The organism is Ignisphaera sp., from assembly GCA_038735125.1.
Lineage (GTDB): Archaea > Thermoproteota > Thermoprotei_A > Sulfolobales > Ignisphaeraceae > Ignisphaera.
This window is the reverse complement of the sequence record JAVYNU010000005.1, coordinates 71,053-91,557: the sequence shown is the minus strand read 5'-3', so window position 1 is coordinate 91,557 and position 20,505 is coordinate 71,053. Positions and strand designations below refer to the sequence as shown.

General features: G+C 39.6%; 16 protein-coding genes. 5 read left to right on the top strand and 11 right to left on the bottom strand.

Annotated features, from left to right (window positions below; genetic code table 11):
• The first annotated feature begins 2 nt into the window (after positions 1-2).
• Positions 3-1,859 (top strand): indolepyruvate ferredoxin oxidoreductase subunit alpha, encoded by a 1,857-nt coding sequence (gene iorA, locus QW284_06655; GenBank protein MEM0339350.1) that lies wholly within the window; start codon positions 3-5, stop codon positions 1,857-1,859.
• Positions 1,826-2,473, top strand: a complete 648-nt coding sequence (locus tag QW284_06650) for a 2-oxoacid:acceptor oxidoreductase family protein (protein MEM0339349.1) — start codon at positions 1,826-1,828, stop codon at positions 2,471-2,473. The genes iorA and QW284_06650 overlap by 34 nt, the downstream gene beginning before the upstream one ends.
• A gap of 46 nt (positions 2,474-2,519) precedes the next feature.
• Here QW284_06650 and QW284_06645 read toward each other — a convergent pair whose 3' ends face one another.
• From QW284_06645 to QW284_06635, 3 genes are all read right to left on the bottom strand, one after another.
• Entirely contained in the window at positions 2,520-4,010 is a 1,491-nt protein-coding gene (locus QW284_06645) for a hypothetical protein (protein ID MEM0339348.1), read from the bottom strand.
• 139 nt (positions 4,011-4,149) lie between these two features.
• The gene (locus QW284_06640; protein MEM0339347.1) at positions 4,150-5,457 is read right to left on the bottom strand and encodes a phenylacetate--CoA ligase; all 1,308 of its coding nucleotides are present in this window, start codon (positions 5,455-5,457) and stop codon (positions 4,150-4,152) included.
• 230 nt (positions 5,458-5,687) lie between these two features.
• A complete protein-coding gene (locus QW284_06635; GenBank protein ID MEM0339346.1) occupies positions 5,688-7,178 on the bottom strand; it encodes a DUF2139 domain-containing protein in 1,491 nt (496 codons plus the stop codon).
• A 255-nt stretch (positions 7,179-7,433) separates the two neighbouring features.
• On the opposite strand from QW284_06635, the gene QW284_06630 reads away from it, so the two are divergent.
• Entirely contained in the window at positions 7,434-8,531 is a 1,098-nt protein-coding gene (locus QW284_06630) for a uroporphyrinogen decarboxylase family protein (GenBank protein ID MEM0339345.1), read from the top strand.
• A 13-nt stretch (positions 8,532-8,544) separates the two neighbouring features.
• Here QW284_06630 and QW284_06625 read toward each other — a convergent pair whose 3' ends face one another.
• The 3 genes from QW284_06625 to QW284_06615 all read right to left on the bottom strand — a co-directional run bounded on the left by QW284_06625 (position 8,545) and on the right by QW284_06615 (position 11,667).
• Complete coding sequence (locus QW284_06625) at positions 8,545-9,741, bottom strand: MFS transporter (GenBank protein ID MEM0339344.1); 1,197 nt, start codon at positions 9,739-9,741, stop codon at positions 8,545-8,547.
• A gap of 230 nt (positions 9,742-9,971) precedes the next feature.
• Positions 9,972-10,457 (bottom strand): metal-dependent hydrolase, encoded by a 486-nt coding sequence (locus tag QW284_06620; GenBank protein ID MEM0339343.1) that lies wholly within the window; start codon positions 10,455-10,457, stop codon positions 9,972-9,974.
• A gap of 289 nt (positions 10,458-10,746) precedes the next feature.
• Positions 10,747-11,667, bottom strand: coding sequence for a mechanosensitive ion channel family protein (locus QW284_06615; GenBank protein ID MEM0339342.1), 921 nt, complete (start codon positions 11,665-11,667; stop codon positions 10,747-10,749).
• A 75-nt stretch (positions 11,668-11,742) separates the two neighbouring features.
• Here QW284_06615 and QW284_06610 point away from each other — a divergent pair, with 75 nt between their 5' ends.
• Positions 11,743-12,441: a phenylalanine--tRNA ligase beta subunit-related protein gene (locus tag QW284_06610; protein MEM0339341.1), complete on the top strand. Its 699-nt coding sequence runs from the start codon at positions 11,743-11,745 to the stop codon at positions 12,439-12,441.
• A gap of 17 nt (positions 12,442-12,458) precedes the next feature.
• Here the strand turns inward: QW284_06610 and QW284_06605 are convergent, their stop codons facing one another.
• A complete protein-coding gene (locus tag QW284_06605; GenBank protein MEM0339340.1) occupies positions 12,459-13,106 on the bottom strand; it encodes an adenylate kinase in 648 nt (215 codons plus the stop codon).
• Positions 13,107-13,227: 121 nt separating this feature from the next.
• Here QW284_06605 and QW284_06600 point away from each other — a divergent pair, with 121 nt between their 5' ends.
• On the top strand, positions 13,228-15,348 hold the full coding sequence (locus QW284_06600) for an acetate--CoA ligase family protein (protein ID MEM0339339.1): 2,121 nt from the start codon (positions 13,228-13,230) through the stop codon (positions 15,346-15,348).
• Positions 15,349-15,437: 89 nt separating this feature from the next.
• Here QW284_06600 and QW284_06595 read toward each other — a convergent pair whose 3' ends face one another.
• From QW284_06595 to acsC, 4 genes are all read right to left on the bottom strand, one after another.
• Positions 15,438-16,199, bottom strand: a complete 762-nt coding sequence (locus QW284_06595; protein MEM0339338.1) for a hypothetical protein — start codon at positions 16,197-16,199, stop codon at positions 15,438-15,440.
• Between the two features lie 177 nt (positions 16,200-16,376).
• The gene (locus QW284_06590; protein ID MEM0339337.1) at positions 16,377-17,153 is read right to left on the bottom strand and encodes an AAA family ATPase; all 777 of its coding nucleotides are present in this window, start codon (positions 17,151-17,153) and stop codon (positions 16,377-16,379) included.
• Positions 17,154-17,170: 17 nt separating this feature from the next.
• Positions 17,171-19,018: an ASKHA domain-containing protein gene (locus QW284_06585; GenBank protein ID MEM0339336.1), complete on the bottom strand. Its 1,848-nt coding sequence runs from the start codon at positions 19,016-19,018 to the stop codon at positions 17,171-17,173.
• Between the two features lie 40 nt (positions 19,019-19,058).
• Complete coding sequence (acsC, locus tag QW284_06580) at positions 19,059-20,501, bottom strand: acetyl-CoA decarbonylase/synthase complex subunit gamma (protein MEM0339335.1); 1,443 nt, start codon at positions 20,499-20,501, stop codon at positions 19,059-19,061.
• Between the last annotated feature and the right edge of the window lie 4 nt (positions 20,502-20,505).

Genomic DNA, 20,505 nt, shown 5'->3' with positions numbered 1-20,505 from the left:
CTTTGCCAAAAAGAAAGACTATTCTTGGAGAATCTGGTTCAATAGCGTTTCTACTTGGTAACGAGGCTATAGCTAGAGGAGCTATAGAGCATGGCATTGGCGTTGCAGCAGCATATCCGGGAACACCGTCAAGCGAAATTATAGAGTCTTTAGCTAGTGTTGCCAGCGATCTGGGGATATATGTTGAGTGGAGCGTAAACGAGAAAACAGCTTTTGAATTGGCATACGCTGCTGCAATGAGTGGTGTACCAAGCTTAACAGCTATGAAGCATGTTGGTCTAAATGTAGCTGCCGACCCCCTGATGACAAGTGCTTATACGGGTGTCAAGGCGGGTTTCATAATTGTTACAGCCGATGATCCCTATATGCATAGTAGCCAAAACGAGCAAGACAACAGATGGACTGGTCTACATGCCTATATACCGGTTTTGGAGCCTGCCAACCCCCAAGAGGCAAAGGATCTGACATATCTTGGGCTGGAATACTCTGAGAAGCTGGGCCATCCAATAATACTTAGAAGTGTTACTAGAGTGAGTCACGCTAGGGGGCTGGTCAGACTAGGCCCCTTAAGACCCCCTAGAACGGTAGGTTCTTTCCCTAGGGAGCCACAGAAATGGGCTGTTGTGCCGGCACATGCAAGGAAGATGAAAATAGATGTTCTGAGGAGATGGAGAGAAATCGAGGATGTCTTTGCAGAGTTTCCATACAACAAAATCGATGATAGCAACTCAAATATACTTATTGTAGCTTCTGGCATTGGATACCTGTATGCTAAAGACGCCCTCAAAATTGTTGGTGTAAAAGCAAAGATTTTGAAAGTATCCACGCCAGTACCCCTGCCAAGAAAACTAGTTGAAAAGGCTGTGAATGGCATTGAGAAGATTCTGGTTGTTGAAGAAACCGATCCTGTTGTCGAAATGCAGCTAAAGTCCATTCTATTCGATTTACATATCGATGTAGAGGTTCATGGAGCTGACTATCTTGGTAGAAGAGGAGAGCTAACAATAGATAGAGTTGCAGAGGCAATAGCAAAAATAGCTGGTGTAAGCTGGAGTCCTCCAAAACCAATTGAGGTGCCTATCAATGTTCCTCCTAGAAAACCCATTCTATGTCCTGGATGCCCCCACAGAGCAACGTTCTATGCCTTGATAATGGCGGCTAGAGAGCTTGGTGTAGACCCTATATATAGTGGTGATATAGGTTGTTATAGTCTTGGCATCGACCCCCCATTCAATGCACAAGATACAATAACCAATATGGGTGGAAGCATAGGTCTTGCAAACGGCTTCTCGCATACTGTAAAGAACAGACCGGTGGTTGCAATTCTAGGAGATTCAACATTCTTTCACGCTGGGTTGCCACCCCTGCTAAATGCTGTCTATAACAGAGCACCAATGCTTGTACTTGTGCTAGATAATGAGACTACTGCCATGACTGGGTTCCAGCCCCATCCTGGAACAGGCTTGACGGCTATGGGAGGAAAAGGTAGGAAGATATTGATAGAAGAGGTTGCAAAGGCTATGGGGGCCGACTATGTGGATGTTTTCGATCCATATGATGTTAGAAGAGCTATAGAGTCCATTAAAACTGGACTCAAGGCTGCTATGGATGGTGGCGTAGCTGTTTTGGTTGCTAGAAGAGTCTGCTCGTTGCTAGCAACAAGACTGGGCTTGGCAAGAGACAGATATTTTATTGATAGCAACAGATGTGTTGGTTGCAGCGTTTGTACAAATATATTAGCTTGCCCAGCTATAGTTATCGGAGAAGGCAATAAACCACGTATAATAGAATCGCTTTGTAGTGGATGTGGCGTATGCGCCCAGATATGCCCATTCCAAGCAATAGCAAAGAGAGGGTAAAGATAGAAGTTGTTTTTACTGGCGTTGGAGGACAAGGAATAATCACTATGGGCACTATCCTAGGTGTTGCATGCAGTAAAATAGGTTTGAATATAATAACAGCTGAAACACATGGAATGTCTCAGAGAATGGGCATGGTGGACTTCTTTGTTAGAATTGGAGATGTTGAAGCACCTCTAGTCCCACAGGCATCGGCAGATATAGTAGTGTCTTTAGAGATGATTGAAGCGCTGAGATCTGTTAGGCATCTAAAGAGATGTGGATGGCTATTGGTCGCAGATATATATATACCTCCACCATATATAGAGAATGTTCCATCGAGAAAAGATATAGTTAATGTGCTGGAGAGGCTGCCAATAAACTCTATTCTAATCAATGTAGAGGAAATAGTAGAAAAACTGAATGATAGCCGCGTTGTTAACATGGCTATGCTAGGAGCCTTCATGGCTATAGAGGATGTATCGAAGATAATACCAGTTACACTGGTTGAAGATGTTGTTGAAGAAAGGCTCGGCCCAATAAATAGAGAGGCGTTTGGAATGGGGTATAAGCAGGCTGTGAAAAAGATAAAAGAGGGGGATTTCATTTCGAGATGTGCGAAAACTAATGTGTAAATACATTGATAATGAGTTTTTGAGGTGTTGCACGCAGAATTTCATTTCATCTTGATTTAGATACTATGCCATTCCTTCTTAGCATGCTCAATCCAACAAATAGTGCTAGTGAGATTGTTGCAGCTGGTATTGTTGGATGAATCCATGTGGTTCTGTACATATATATGTACCAGATTATTCCTGTGACAGCTCCTGCAATCATAGATGCTACAGCCCCCTCTTTACTTGATTTTCTCCAGTAAAGTCCTAGAACCACTGGTCCGATGAAACACGCAAAGATAGTTCCAAATGATGCACTAACAATGTCTATAATCAACTTGTTGTCTATTAAAGCTATTGGTAGTGGTAACAAAGCGAAAATAGCTACAGTAGCTTTGGATAAGCGTATCAATGTTTCCTCCTCTAGGCTTCTGTTAAGCAAGACTATATCTCTTATAACGGTATTTGAAATTGCGAGCACGGTCGCAGCTATTGTGGATAGCGATGCTGCTATTGGTGCTGAGAGTATTAGTCCTCTAATACCTTCGGGCACTATCAGCATCACCATATTGGGTATAACCCAGTCGCTATCCTTCATCAGTTGCGAAATTTGTTGTGGACTTAGGTGGGGATCTAATATTAGATGTGCATATATCCCAAGTGAGAATACTAGCATAGCATACAATGATATAAGTATAGGTCCTATGATCCTCCCTCTCGAAATAGCTCTAGAATCTTTAGCCGCATAAAACTGGAACAACAAATTGGGCAAGGCTATTTGAGCCATGCCTATAGAGAATGTTACGCTCATTATTAGTGTTGGCACCAGCCCTTTTTCCATTGCTGGCGGAGGTCCCATACCACCCAGTTTCAACCATAGCGTGCCTGGTTTGCCGAGTATCGTCATGTTCGAGATTTTCAACAGGCCATTGATAGGCCCTCCAACGCTATCCATAACGTATGTGAATGTTAGGGCGGCTGCAATGAGCATTAAGGAGCCTAGAAACAGGTTATTGATGACAGCGCTCCTCATCCCTCCTAACATAAGATATACTATAACCGGAAGCGCCATGAACAACAATGCGTAGCCATATCCTATCCCCAGCTGCGTAGCCAGCACTATTGCTCCTCCCTTGTAGACCCCGGCGAGATAAAAAGTGAATAGAGTTGCTATAACTGTTGACGCTATCATTCTCGCTAGCGTGCTATCATATAGATTGCCTATCAATTCTGGTATGCTTGCCGATTTAGTCTTCATCACATACTCATAGAGCTTGTCTGCAACAAGCATCCAGAGCAACACAGTCCCTATAACGTGCCACGCTGTTAACCAAGCTCCAAAGCCCAGGTTGTATAGATATGTTGCCCCGCCTCCACTTAGGAACGATGCAGCGCTAAAGTATGTTGCCATTATCGAGAATGATAGAAGCCATGGCCCCAGCGTTTTATTTGCAAACATAAACCCCATGAATGATTTGCTAGCTCTATAGCCTGCAAACCCAATGACTATGGTCAATACCATTACAGCAATCATAATTATTGAATCTATAGAGGTCATAAAGTCTTTGCACCCTTCTCGCTACGATCCTTATACACAGCATAGAAAAAGCCAATAACCAAAACTATGAGCGATATAGCATAGCCTAAGATAATAAGGGGATCTATATCCATAGAGTTCAGCCCCTTTCTAAAGTTGGCTATTCCTCAGACTTGATCACAACCCTTTTTGCCTTTCCATCGAATCTGGGTAGTGTCCCAGGGTCGACAACCTCAACCCTTGGCGTAACCAGTATAACCTCCCTCAGCTGTTTTTCAAGATCTTTGGAAAGCATTATCTTCTCTGCTTCATCAAGTTTTTTGGAGGTCTCTACCACTATGGTTAAGCTATCTCCTGAAGGCCTTTTACTTACTATTATCTGATACTCGTTGCCTACAAGCTTGCTTTGCATTAGCACATTTTCAATTGCTTGTGGATATATGTTAACTCCGTTTATTATGAACATGTCGTCTGTTCTTCCTTGTATTCTGTCTATTTTGATGTGTGTTCTTCCGCATTGGCATTTGTTTTCGTCTATTATTCTCGATATGTCTCTTGTTCTATATCTTATTAGTGGCATTGCATCTTTTGTTAGTGTTGTGAATACTAGCTCCCCCTTCTCCTCAACATCCACAGGCTCACCAGTCTTCGGATCAACAACCTCAACAATAAAGTGATCCTCCCAAACATGAAGACCGTTGTGATGCTGACAATCGATTGCCGCTCCAGGCCCGTAAAGCTCTGCCATACCGTAAATATCAAATGTCTCCATATTCCATATCTCTTCAATTTTCTTTCTCAGAGAGTCACTCCACATCTCAGCTCCGAAGACACCTTTCCTAACCCTAGTATCTCTAGCAGGGTCTACACCCATCTCAAAAGCAACCTCAGCCAACCTAATAGCATAGTTGGCTATTCCAGCAAGCATTGTTGTGCCGAGCTTGATCATCGTATATATCTGCCTCTTCGAAAATCCTGGTCCTATCGGAATTATTGTCGCCCCTATTCTTCTCGCCCCATAGAAGAATCCAAAGCCGCCTGTAAACAAGCTGAAGCTTGGTGTGATTTGGAGAACATCCCTCTTTGTAAGCCCTGCAGCCGCTAGGCTTCTAGCCATAACCTCGCTCCAATTCTCAATATCCTTCATTGTATAGTACATGAATATCGGCTCGCCGGTTGTACCAGATGTTGCATGAACCTCTACAACATTTTGATAGTCTGTCACCAGAAAGCCAAATGGCATATTCTCTCTTAGTTCTTCTTTTGTTGTGTATGGCAGTTTTTTGATGTCTTCTAATGTTTTTATGTCTTCTGGTGTGATTCCCTTTTCTTTCATCTTTTTTCTGTAGAATTGGTTGTTGTTGTATACTCTGTAGACAACCTCTTTGAGTCTCTGAAGCTTTATCTTATCAAGCTCATCCCTAGACAACAACTCCAAACTAGGGTTGTAGATCCAGCTATCAGGCATTTGAGAACACCTTAAGAATGTGTCTTGGTTTATTGACAAGTTGGTTGCTGTTATCCTCAGACATTGATTTTACTTTAACACTGTTTCTCTTAGTTGGTTCACAAAATCTATTTGTATACTTTATCTCCATTGGCGCATAGTTTCACCGAAGGGGTATGTATCTGTTTGGAGGGGTTTAAAAATGTTTTGTTACCGTTGATCGCAATATATCATTGCAGACTGTTTACGAGTTACATGAGGTCTATTTGTATAACTGCTTTGGGGTCTGGTTCAACCAATTTAAACGATACTATAGAGTTTCCATAGCTATGCAGATCAATGATGTTCTTCCCATTGTTGAGACTGTGTTGATCCTCGAATGCCTGTTGGCTTGGCAATCCAATGTCGTATTCGAAAATCTTGATTTTGTTGGGCTTGGAGGTTCTTATAACCATCTTAGCCTCTCTATAGCCAGCTAATGGTATTCCACCAAATGTTTTGTTGTCTACTTGCGTGCCTAGGATCTTTATCCTAATTGGTGGTGGAGGTGAGTTGAGGATGCTTGTTGGTATTGAGAATATTCCTCTATAGCCTCCATCTATTGGTTGTGCGTCATACCTGCTACTATTGGCCATAGTGTTGTATGCAAGCAGAATCTCGTCTCCAATGATCTCAATGCCTGTTATCCTTGCTCCGAAGGCTCCAACAATTCTGGCTGTCGGAGGGGTTATGTATACTAGCAGGCTTGGGGCTGCAATTGTGTTTGTTGCTAGGAACATCATTTTCTCAAAGTCATTTGTTGGTTTGACCACGTTTTCTGTAAAGGCATTGAATGCAACTAAGATGCCACCTCCAATTGGCTTGGCCATTGTTCTCCTAGCGTTATAGCCAGACTTGACAAAGTCGAACATTCTCACAAATTTTACACTCTCTATAGACTCGTCGATGGGGTTCCCAACGAATACCCCTCCTCTAACAAATAAAAAGAGTCTCCCATATGCTGATGCTGCAACTCCTGTAAGAGGAGACTCAACAGAGTCTCCATCGACAGACCTCTGCGCTATGTCACCGAAATAAAGTGTTTTAAGTTTGTTCTCTACGAGATCAATGCATTGGATGCCGCTGACCCCTTGCACCCAGTTCTCGAGGATATCAAAACATGCATGATCATATAATATAGAGCCCTTCTGTGCAGGTCTCGACGATAACTGCCTATAGCTACCACCTTTTCTATCAATTTGATAAACACCTAGGTTGATCATGCCATCTCCTCTAGCAAGCAGAAGCCTATCGCTTATCTCATCATATATTATCTCTGATACCTCTCCAACCCAGTCAGTTTCGTGATGCAAGCTCTCCTTCCACAATAGCTTTACAGAGTCTTCTCTAATGTCATATACATGAACATGGCTAAACTTGTTTACAAATGATATTGTTGCAAGAGACCCGCTCTCCCTGCCCCTATATACGGCAGGTGCATGAACCCACCCACCAAAATATAGGAAGTCATCAACAGCTTCAACAGCATTATAGGTGTCACCACCAGATGTTGGCAAAGGACCGACAAGCTCAAAGTTATACCTCCTCACATAACCTTCCCTAATATTAATGAAATTGGCTTTAGCCTCAAAAGCCACAGTATAGTAGAGCAAACCTCTATGATACCTCAAACCAAATATTCCACCACTACCCCACTCAGGTCCGTATCTAGGACCGTAAAACTCTAGCCAACTAAAATCCACATTACAACACCTTGTAAGGTTTTTCAATGAGATGTTTAGATTTAGAATATGTTTAAAATTTTAAGCAAAGATTGATAACACATTAGTGAAGATCACATTGATTAAAACTAGTGTTGTAGAAAATTCGGTTATTAAATCATTATTGATGTAAATTTACATCCAGCTAATTTACTTCCCCGACATGCGTACATTTTAATCCTGTTATTAGAATTTATAACGCTAGAATCGTCGAAGAACTCCATATAGGGATTGCATATGAGAAACCCTAGCAATACTTCAGTGTATGGTCTACTGAAAGCAAATTTCTTGAAAGCTGCTAAATTTGAGAAACCTGAGTATATTCCATGTAGAATAGTCATTTCATGGCCTGTTTTAAATACATATAGAGAGAAGATTATTGAACTAATTAAGAAGTTCCCACTAGCATTTCCCGATTACGATCCTAATACCATAAAATTTGATGGCGTGCCCGGCATTGTTTATGAAGATAGATATGCTGTCGATGTTTTTGGCACTGTTTGGAGGTTTAGGGTCAAAGGTCTTGGGGGAGAACCATATAGGTATCCTCTAGAAGATTTAGACAAGGTTAAGGAGTGGTCTTTGCCTGATCCAGAAGCTGGATATCCAATTGGATATGCAACCCCCAAGCCCATTATTCCATGGGAAGAGCTGTTTAGTCACTTTGACAAACTTAGAGAACAAGGTAGACTTGTTGTTTTTAGTCTTCACCATTTTCTATTCCAAAAACTAATGGATGTAATACCATTAAATAAACTCGTACCAGCCATTTATAAAGGCGATGAAAGGTTTGTCACGGCTTTAGAGAAAATAGCTAGTTATCAACTGGGTTTACTCAAAGTTGCGAAGAGATATAAAGGGATAGATGTTGTTACATTTTTAGAGGATTTAGGGAGCCAGGACAGCCCATTGATAAGACCCCAGCACCTCAGAAAATACTTCTTGCCATATTACAAAATGTTCTTTAGAGAGGTAAGAGACATGGGAGCTTTAATTTATTTTCATAGCGATGGAAATATAATGCCACTTTCAGATATAATTTTAGAGGCTAGACCAGATATAGTGAATATACAAGATATTGTAAATGGTGTAGACAACATCGCTCAAAAATTTAGAGAAGAGGTGTGCATAGACCTGGATATAGATAGAGAACATCTTATACCTTATGGAACAAAAGAAGAAATATTGAATCACATTAAAAATGCTATAGAAAAACTAAATACATCATCAGGAGGACTAATGCTCCATATAGAAGTTTACCCACCAACACCACTAGAAAACATATTATACCTAGCTGAAGCATGCTACACCTACTGTTACTATATGGCAACATAACCAAATAGTTTTATTATGATAGAAAATTTTTGTATTGCCTATCTATCAAAGAGTAGAAGATTATTGAGAAAATTAGCGAAGATGCCGATAGAACAGCAGTGTATCTTGCTGAATTCGTTAACTTAATTATGTATCCATTGATTATGGACGAAGCTATAGTTGCAATACGTGATGCTAAGTTGTATATAGAGCCGTATCTTCCAATGAAATTCGGAGGTATAATCTCATTGATTATTGCCCAAAATGATGGGCTTGCAATTCTGTATGCGATTAGAGAAAATGTTACAGAGATTATTCTGATTATCGGGTTGCGGAGTAAAGCTGATAGCAAGAGTGTTATAGCAGATGCTGCCAATCCTATGTAGATTACAACTATTTTTCCCTTTAAACCACCTGTCTTATCAGAGTAGAGCCCTGCCATAACCTCAACGACACTTCCTAGAATCGCAACAAGTAGCATGTACAGGACGAGGTCAGCATAACTAAATCTTAGATCATTTAATAGATATGTTGAAAGCCAATCAACTATAAAACCCCATGCATACATAGCAAAGAAGAATGCTAGAAATAGTGTTAGTAGCATTTTGACGATATTAGCGTTTCTGAATCTATTTTGGGAGTTGCCGAAGTTTTTCTTGCTAATTTTTCCTATGCTTACATATTTCTTGGTGAAATTCCTCAAAACTATGTATATAATTAATGTATAGGCAAAGCCTATAGTACTTGCTATGATTGTTGCCTTTCTCCAATTACAAGCAAAGAACATTAGTATGTATGTTAATGCGAGACCTATTATTGACCCTATATCGTAAAGAGAAGTTGTATATCCATATCTGAGCCCAGCTAGATATATCGATGTTATTTTTGCACATATAGGCCAGATAAACGGCATTGTCAAACTAATTAATGTTCTGAGAACAGAAAATGTAACCACATTGCCAGTAAAAGCTATTAACAGTGTTAGTATTGACTGAATCCCCATAATAAATGGTATAAGCCATGTAATATCAATTCTATCTATACTTCTCCCAACAATTAATACACCAATAATTGATGCCAATGTCCATATAGCCATCAAAATACCTGCAAAATCATAACCAATATGAAGATCGTTTATAATAGCAGGTAAAGCTGTTCCAAATAATGCAAATTGTATAAAAGATATTGTTGTTATTCCTAGTAATAATAATGGTAAAATATCCAAGATCATTGTCACCAAGATTTGATTTTCTAAAAGCTAAAGAAAAGGATATAAGTTTTATTTATGACAATCATTACATGAAAGCAATAGATTTGCCAATATCAATTTGACAATAAAAACAAATTTACAATAACGTCTTTTAAATTGTATTTCAAATATATCTTAGCTAATCATTTTTATCTCTGCTAAAAAGCAACATTAGTAAATATAACAGGTAACCTTAAATTTGAAACTCATAGTCATAATTCAACATATAGATACAGTATTGTAAGCATCAATGAAATAAAGATGGTTAAGCTATTCAATAAACCATCATCATATCTCTTCTTTGTAAGCGATATCCTCCTATTTGTGAAAGGCCAAAACAAATATATTCCATCAGCGGTCAACGAATCCGCTAGGAGATGCGCAAGCCCTGTGGAGAGAAGTATCATAAACAAGTTTTGAAGCGGGTGGATAAGCATATTGAATCCTAGGAGTTGTGCAAAGCAATAAAACAATAAGACGATAGCAAAAGATGCTATCAAAAGACTAGAAAATGAGTGTGTATACGGAGTTCTTCTAAATCTCTTATGACCCAAAAAACCATCAATGAATCTATTCATAAACATTGTTGCAGCAATAATGCTGAAAAAGTTTATGAGAAGATTATCTGCAATGGGAAAAGCTTTAGATACCCATAGGCCAACAGCTAATCCAAAAACATCGTGAGCACTTCTCTTCATTGCTGTTCCCATATCTTGAATGTTTGTAGAATCATATAACCATTTGTATTAAAATCTAAGGTAATAAAGAAAGATGATATTGGATTTCTGATACTAGATATGCATCTGAACAAAATATCTCATAGGTTATGAGAGACTCTTTGCATGTTTTTCTTACATAATCTCTACCTAAAACCTCATTTCCATGTGCATCTCCGCTAATAGTTTCAAGAATCTGTTCACATAAAAAATTGTGTAGATGCAATGTTTTTAGGTTGGTGATGAGTTTACTGCTAATAGACATTGGTCTTTACTTGACCTGGGCTGTTGATGCACATAGCCCGCTATTCATAAGATCTCTGTGAACCTTTATGAACTCTTTTAGTATCGTAGATCTAAATTCCCTTGTTTTCACATTTGGAGGAGCTTCGGCAATGAGCAATACTATGTAGTATTGCTTATCTATTTGCTCCTCGATGTATAGTCTATAGCTCTTTATAATCATCTGCAATCTTCTGTGAAGCTCATACAAAACATTGTCTGGGTTGCAGAGTACTGGAAATTCATATCTTACTTGAATTGTTTTACTCTCCTCTGATTTCTCTATCACTATGCTGTTGAGGAGTGCTGTATTAGAGATTTTCACTATCTGTCCATCTGCGTCAAGTATCTTTGTATATATGAAGCCTATTTCAAGTACCTGCCCTTTTAGGCTTGGAATCATATAGTCTCTACTAAAGAACTTGTATGCAGGGAATGCCAGAAGCGATATCGGTATGTTTCCAGCAATTCTAACAGGTTGACCAGGTTTTAGATATCCAGACAATAGTATTAGAAGACCTGAGAAGAAGTTTGATAAAACTGGCTGTAAAGCTAAACCTATTATGAGCCCTGAAAATGTTGCACCTGCAAGAACACCCTCGCCACCAATACCCAAAGTTATGGCTAGAGCTAAGATTAGAAGGATGTAACCTAAAACCAAAACAATGTTTCTAATAAAATAAGCCTCTCTAGAACCTTTAAACACTATATGTACCGCAGAGGCAAACAGCTGTATCGTTATTACTCCACCAATAATTATAAATAAAGCAGTGAAAATGCTTCTGTATGTACTATAAAGTTCTGCAAGTTCTTTTGGAAGATAGTTCATAGAGGCCTCAAAGACCTTTATGGCAATTGCCATTACTACAATAACTATGAAAGCGATGACTATTCTGTTCCTAGCCTTCATCGCCTTAAACCACACAAAAGCTTTTGTATCAAAACCTCTTATACATAGAGTTTTAAACGCATTGGTGAATTAAAAATGGCTTTGAGTTTATGTAGAGAATTAAACAAAAATCTGAGTGTTGACGATAACGCCAAAAGCCTTGGAATATTCGTCTCTTACACAATTTCATGGCTTGAAAAAGAAGTTTCTCTAACATCGTACCCATTTGAGGATGATGTAAAGAATCTTTTGAATTTTCTAAAGAGCAGATACTCGCTGGAGAGCTTGAAAACAGATCCCATTGTGAGGGCTTATAGGGACTTCTTCTGGAGGATAGGTATAGATCCAACTAAAACAAGACCTGCTAGCGAGGCTCTTGTTAGAAGGGGTTTAAGAGGCTCTTTTCCAAGGATAAACCCTGTCGTCGATGCTGGTAACATTGCATCTGCATACACAATGGTACCGATTGGGATATATGACTTGGCGTATGCTAAATACCCATTTAAAATAACTATTAGTAGAGGTGGGGAGATTTTCAGGCCTATTGGAGGTGGCGAAGAAAAACTTGATAAAGGTGTGCCAATACTCGTGGATTCTAATGGTTTGGTTATGCACATATATCCCCATAGGGACAGCATTGAAACTATGGTGAGGGAGAGTACGAAAGAGGTTTTAGTTGTTGGAGCTGGTGTTCCAAATGTTGATGTAGCTCTTGTTCGAAAAGCAGTTGAAATGGTTGTGAAGCTACTTGAAAAAATTGGTTGGAGTTGGTGTGGCGTGATAGAACTTAAATAAGTTTCAACTTTGCATAGCTACTGCTTCACTATCCCTCGTTCCCTTAGTACATGCTCAATATCGGCAATAACCTCTTCAGCATTTCTAGAGGCATCAATTTCTGCTAGAATACCTTTCTTTCTATAATACTGTATAACAGGCTCAAAAGTCTGCCTATAGACCTGGTATCTTGTTCTGACAACCTCTGGCTCATCATCTTTTCTTCTAACAAGCTGATGCCCACAAACATCGCATACTCCAGGAACCTTTGGTGGTCTCCACTTGATGTGGTATATGGCACCACAGTTGGGGCAAACAAGCCTGCCTGAAACCCTCTCTACTATGACCTCTACAGGAGCCTCGAATAAGAACGCTACATCGATGGTTGTTATCTGATCAAGAGCCTCAGCCTGTTTAATTGTCCTTGGGAACCCATCTAATATAAATCCTCTTCTACACTCGGGCCTCTGGAGAACACTTTTAACAACTTCTATAACAACCTCGTCTGGTACCAGCAAACCTTTTTCCACATACTGCTTTATCTTTAAACCGAGCTCAGTTTCCTTCGCAATTTCTTCTCTAAATATGTCGCCTGTTGAGATATGGGGAATACCATATTTTTGGTTGAGCATTTTTGCATATGTTCCTTTCCCAATTCCTGGAGGCCCTATGAAAACCAGTCTCATTCTGTTACACCATGCAGTATTTCATTGAGAGGAAAATATATGTTTTGTTATTCATGTATAAACTATACATTAATATATTTATAAACCTCTCTTATTGTATCCAAGTATAGGTAAAAGTACAATGAAGGAAGGGTTAGAACTTTTATTTAGACCAAGATCGATTGCGGTAATAGGCGCTTCAAGAGAGCCGACAAAGCTTGGATATGCAGTTTTAAAGAATATTGTTGAAAGCGGATACAAAGGAAAGGTATATCCGGTGAATCCACATGCCGATCAGATAATGGGGTTAAAAGCATATAAATCGGTGCTTGACATTCCGGATGAGGTTGATGAAGCAGTTTTCGTTATACCAGCACCAGCAGTTCCAAGTGCTCTAGAAGAGTGTGGTAAGAAGGGCGTTAAATATGCTGTAATAATCTCTGCGGGGTTCAAGGAGATCGGTGGAGAAGGTGTTGAGAGGGAGAAGAGAGTTGTTGAGATAGCCAAAAAATATGGCATAAGAGTGCTGGGCCCAAACATACTAGGTGTAATAGATACCCACACACCATTAAATGCATCATTTGGTCTAACACCTCCAAAAGGAGGTATAGCATTCGTTTCCCAGAGCGGAGCTTATCTAGCTGCAATAATCGACTGGTCTGTTAAAACTGGAATAGGATTCTCAAAGATTATTAGTCTTGGTAACAAGGCAGATCTTAACGAAATTGACTTTATAGAGTATCTAGCAGAGGATCCAGCAACAAAAGTTATTCTACTCTATCTCGAGTCTATAGCAAATCCAAAGAAGTTCATAGAAGTAGCATCTGAAGTTGTGAAGAAAAAGCCTATACTACTCATCAAGGGTGGGATGACCGAGGCAGGGGCAAGAGCAGCACTAAGCCACACAGGGTCTATGGCTGGCGGGCCACTAGCTGTGCAAACAGCTATGAAGAAAGCTGGTATAGTGCTAGTATCAGAGCCTATAGAGTTCTTTGACTCAGCAATAGCATTCTCCTTAATGGAGAGCTTGCCAGGTGATAGAATAGCTATTGTAACCAATGCTGGTGGACCAGGTGTTATGACTGCAGATCTGGTTGCTTTGTCAGGCCTCAAACTAGCCCAACTATCACCGCAAACAGTAGAGTATCTGAGATCCAAGCTACCGCCAATGGCAGCACTAAACAATCCAATTGATGTTATAGGCGATGCTAGGTCTGATAGATATGAAGTTGCCTTAGACGCTGTTCTAAAAGATCCGAATGTAGATGCCGCGATAGTCATACTCACACCACAAGTTGTTACAGAACCTGAGAAAACAGCTGAGGTCATAATAAACATGCATAAGAGGTATCCGCAGAAACCAATTCTAGCGGCATTCATAGGAGGGCCAAGGGTTGAGAAAGCTATTGAAATGCTCAAAGCTGCTGGGATACCTGTGTATGAATCTAATGATAGGGCTGTAACGGCTTTAGCTATAATGAATAGATATAGAGTTATGAGAGAGAGGGTAATGGAGATAGCAAAATCTGTGAGTGAACTGGCCAATCTGCCAGACATAGATGAGAAGTCTGCACGGGCTTTAATAGAGAGTGTTAGAAGCGAGGGAAGGAAGGTTCTGCTAGAGGTAGAGGCCAAGGAGCTGGTGAGCTACTATGGCATACCCGTTGCAACAACAAGGCTTGCCAGGTCAGAAGACGAGGCTGTTGCCATTGCCAATGAGCTTGGATATCCAGTTGTATTGAAGATAGCCTCCCCAGACATTATACACAAATCTGATATCGGTGGAGTAAAACTTAACCTCAAGTCGGAAAGCGATGTTAGAGAAGCGTTCAGGGCAATAATGGCAAATGTGAAGAAAAATGCTCCACAAGCACAAATATACGGAGTGGTTGTGCAGACCATGGCTCCAGCAGGAAGAGAGGTCATAGTTGGTGCGGTAAAAGATCCGCAATTTGGACACATGATAATGTTTGGCCTTGGAGGAATATACACAGAGGTCTTCAGGGATGTTTCATTTAGTTTAGCGCCTATAACAAGCTATGAAGCAAGGGAAATGATTATGGAGACAAAGTCATATCGCCTATTAAAGGGCTTCAGAGGAGAGAAGCCAGCAGATATAGAGGCTATTGTCAATGTCTTGGTTAGGGCAAGTAGACTGGTCATGGACATACCAGAAATAGCTGAAATGGATCTAAATCCGATATTTGTATACGAAGAAGGTAAAGGATGTAAAGTAGTTGACGCTAGAATTGTCCTAGAATAAGGCAAAACATTTTTCTATTTCTTCATTGCTTCTCAACATGCTTTTTAACATTTGTTGATGCATCATGATTTATAGATAATGCAAGCTGTTCATTTCCTGAGTTTACTCAACAGTTTTAATAGTTCTCTGTCCCCCTCATAGTCTCCTGCACAAGTTGCTATAATCCCATCAACAATATTCTCAAGCCTTTCTGCATAGGCTAAAGCATTTTCTATTGATGTTGTTGGGCTCCACCCAATTCTTGCAAGTGTCTCAGCATTTCTAGCTGTTTTTATTAAGAAATATGCATAAAGCGGTGTGCCCAACTTTTTCAGCTCGGTCGAGACCTTCTCTAGTACTGGGAAAGTCTCGTCAGTTAACCTCATAAAGAAGGCAAAATCCCATCCAGTTTTAACCCTGTTAACCATATCTTCAAAGCCAAATTCTTTCGCTCCATACCTATCTCTCACAGGCCTAGGGGATAATAGGCAGCCAAGCTTGACACGCTTCAACTTTATTTCCTTCCTTAGAAAGTCTCTTGCCTCCTCCGACCTCCTCCAATATCTCCCTGCTAATGGCTCGCCAAACTTAGGCTCATCACCAAAGGTGAGAACAAGTCCATCGAGACCAACAGCATCAGCAGCTAAAGCCAAAGCCCCGACCTCCACAGGTCCTTTATAATTCAATACGAAGATTGGTATAACAATTTTATCTGGGTATTTAACCTTCAATACACAGCCAACAGCAGTTCCGCTGGGAGCTGGTACACCAGCAGCACTATCTGTTATATTCCAGCCATCAACAAAATCCTTAGTCTCTTCAGCCATTTGGAGAAACTTTCTTGTTGGTACAAATTCATGTATTATCTTCACATATCTCACCGAACGCTATAGCAATGATTCCACTATATAAATTTTTAACATTAAAAAGTGAGTTGCATTTTTATGTTTGTTACAGCAAATAAAGTTTTGTCATTTTATTAACAGCTTTTGTTATACTCATTCATATTTAGATAATGAAATAAATTTTACATGAAAACTTGTGATGTTTTAATCTACAAAACCAATTTTTCTAGCAATGGACCTTGCCGCCACAACCGCCTTGCTGTTTTTAGGCAACTCTAATAGGGGTCTACCTTCTATGCTATGTCTAAGAATCATATCGTCCTCTGGTATAGTTCCAGCATATTCGTAGCCCAACCTACTAAGATTACTCTCCACTTTTTTAGCCATGTCCTCTGTTAGCCTATTTCCAACAACATAGAATTTCTCTGGATTTATTCCAACCTCTTTAGCCACGGCCATTATCCTCTCAGCTGTTTTTATACTCATTGCTGATGGGTCTACAACAACTATCAATGTATTTACATGTCTATCAACTCTTCTATTCAGATGTTCCAAACCTGCCTCCATATCCATTAATACAACACTATAATTATTTATTAGATTCGTTAAAATTGTGGTTAAAACTGAGTTTACATAGCAATAGCATCCCTCCCCCTCACCTCTCCCCATAGCTATAAAATCAAAATATTCTGTCTCAACTAAGCAGTCTCTTATAATCCAGTAGTTAAGTGTTGAAGCTTTGTCAAACCCTGTTAATGTAAGCTCATCTAATTTCTTTCTAAACTCCTCAACAACATCCCCAATTGTTTTAACTATCCTCAATCCTAAAACATCTGAGAGATTTGTTGCAGGATCTGCATCAACAACCAATATATAGTCGTTACTCACATTTTCTATGAGTATCTTTAGTAGCAGAGCTGTTAATGTTGTTTTTCCAGATCCTCCCTTCCCTGAGATAGATGCTATAATAGGTCTTCTCATCGATTACCACCAAATATCTACATAGTAGTTTTTCTCCACGGCTTTATCATCTTGCTCCTCCTCCACCAGGTTGGGAACAACTCCTGCTTTCCTGGCAGTACAAAGCCAGCTTCGTATTCCTCCATAAAATATGGATCTAGCATAAGTTCTATAGTTGCAAAGTTTCTAGCTATCTTCTCAGCTGCTTCCACATAGCCTCTAGATAGTGTTGTTAGTATTGCTCCTCCAAGAGAGCCATTGCCTATATACACAATTTCTGCATTTGGGAACTCTGGTATCATCCCAATAGCAATTGCGCTATCTATGTTGAGGTATCTTCCAAATGCTCCACATATGAAAACACTTTTAATTTTGTGCACATCTAATTGCATTCTCTTCATAAGGATTGATATTGCTGCACAAACAGACGATTTAGCATCTATAATATTATAAATGTCTTTTTCCGTGACAACAATATCTCTTCCAGTACCAGATTCTGCAGCAGGTACAATCACATATTCATAGCCATCAGTACCTTTTCTAACATATTCAGAATCTATATCTCTGTAGAATTTGCCTTGAGCATCTATAACACCATTTATAAAAAGTTGCGCCACTATATCAATGTAGCCAGAACCGCATATGCCAATAGGCTTCACATCGCCTATAACCCTATATCTAGCCCTCAAAGTTTTTGGATCTATTTCAACACTTTCTATGGCTCCTTGAACAGCTCTAACACCACATCTAAGCCCCCAGCCCTCAAAAGCTGGTCCAGCAGGTGCTGTTGTACCCATAAACCAGTGCTTACAGCCCATAACAACCTCTGTATTTGTTCCAATATCTATTAGAAGAGCCGGCTCATCTCTGAGATGAATATTTGCTGTAATGACATCTCCTACAACATCTCCACCAAGGAATCTCCCAGAACATGGCAATACATAGACAAGGGCATTTCTATTGACATTCAACCCTATTTCAAAAGCTTTTAATATATATGGTTTTGGATCTATTTTTACAGAAGCTTTAAATGATTGTATCAATGGTTGTGGATTTAAGCCAATAAATAGATGTGTCATCGCTGTATTGCCCGCTACAGAAACATGAAATATACTATTCTTGTCTATGTTATGTCTTTTACATAGTCCATCTATCAATATATTGATTGTCTCTACAACAGCTTTTTGAAGTTCTTTAAGCCTTTCACCGCTTAAAGCATATGAAATACGGGAGACTATGTCTTCGCCATACATCATCTGCTTATTGAATTCCGAGTCAACATCGACTACATTACCAGATGCTAAATCTATTAAAGCTACAACAATTTTTGTTGTTCCAATATCTACAGCAATACCGTAAAAAGTATTACTTTCTCTAACGTCAATTACAGAATTGTGCATAGGGTCTATAAAGGCTATTGCTTTACCAAATCTCTCTAAAACATCATTTGCTTTTTTAATCAAATTCGAATCCATTTTATAGAAAGAACTTAACTTGACAATGTCAAAATAGTCTGAAATGGTTTTTGCAACTATAACAGGCTCTAAATCAATTTTCGGTAAAAGAACGTGGGATAAAAGTTTGGCTTTTCTAAACTGTGTTTCAGGAGGTATGAAAACCTCTATATCATCAACAACCCTCGCCAAACATGCTAATACATATCCTTTACTAATCTCATCCTCGGAAAGAAGTGTTTTATCTGTTAACTCGAAATCAACTTTACCTTTTACAAAAACTTTGCATTTCCCGCAGAAGCCCCTGCCTCCACAAACACTCCTAATCCCTATACCAACCTTCTGCACAATCTCAATTATCGTTGAGCCTATAGAGGCTTCTGCAACAATATTAAATTGTGGAAAAAATACCTTAACTTTCTCTTTGCTCACCGAGGCATATCACCAACTGTGTTTCAAAAGGTCAAGAATTTTATTGAGACAACAACTCTTTTAACTTATTCTCTGTCCACATCTTCTCAATAAATTTACCTATTTCGCTAGAGTCCACAGGACCTACAACAACTTTCCAACCTGTAGCATCTTCAACATCTCCTGATACCCTAGCAGCTTTACCAGGTATTATCAAGACTTTGTGTCTAACCTTCTTATCTAGCTCTGAAGACTTTATAACCTCTGCAACCTTCTCACCTGTAAACTTTCTTGCAGCAACCGAGACATCTACTGCTAGCCCTTCTGTATCTATAACAACAAGCCACGCATTAACCTTAGCTTTTTCAATATCACTTAAAACAATGCTATATGTCAAAGCATAGTTTGTTGTTACAATAACAGGCGATTTCTCATCTGGCTTCCCAATCTCTCTAACACCAGATGGTACAGCCACAGGTTTCCTCGGATCTGTATATAGCTGGAATCTCCACATGACCTGTGGCAACAAAACCCAGCCATCAATAGAGTGCATAATCAACAAATCTGCATACCTGGTCATGAGTAGTGTTGCTAATATTGCCTCCCACCACATCTTATCCATTACATCGCCTTCTAGGCTTGACCAAACCGATATTGGGGTGCCTATAAGGGGATAGCCAGCATATTTCCACAAATCATAAACAGCTTTGTATCTAAGCCACGTAAATGCCTTGACCGTGTATGCAAGTCCATTAACACCTATGAGCGTTCCTGGGTCTAGAGCTAGATCACTTATTCCAAATCCCTCACTAAGTGTTTTAGCTAAAGATACTAACATGTCTAAATCACCTGGAGATGCAATAGCAAGTGGAGCTTCATATCTCTTTGCCAACTCCGCCATCTCCCTCCAATTATCCTTTGTTGCTGCATATATCAAAGGTCTATGCTCTTGGGTAAGAACATTGAAGCCAGCTTCAATAACTGTTGGATTTAGGGAACAGAGGATCAGTGGCAGTGTTGAGTTTTCAGCTACTATCTGAACTGTTTTCGCGAATTGCTTTGGATCATTGGTAACAGACCTAACTGCTATTAGATCTAGCTTAAGCTTTCTACCAACATATTCATATTCAAATTTCTCGATAGCTTCAATTCGTTTGAGTATCGAATCTCTATCCATAGAATCGTCAATGTCTATCGCTATTGCAGTTGGATTCATATATCTTAGCTCATGTCTATACAAAACATATTCTCCACCAATCTTAACAACTCTCTTTGGGCTTCTCAAAACAATTTCTTTTACAGGTGGTGAGAGAAGAGCCTTTAGCTTCTCAAGATTCTTAGCATAGCTTTTATCTTCTATGAGAGGTGGACACTGCTCTAACGTGGTGTCGAAGTTTATTAGCTTAACAGCAAAAGCCATGCAGTTTGGCTCTCCACATTTACCGCAATTCGTTTGTGGCAATAACTGGTAGATTTCTATAGGTGTTGGAGGTCTCCAAGGCATAGAT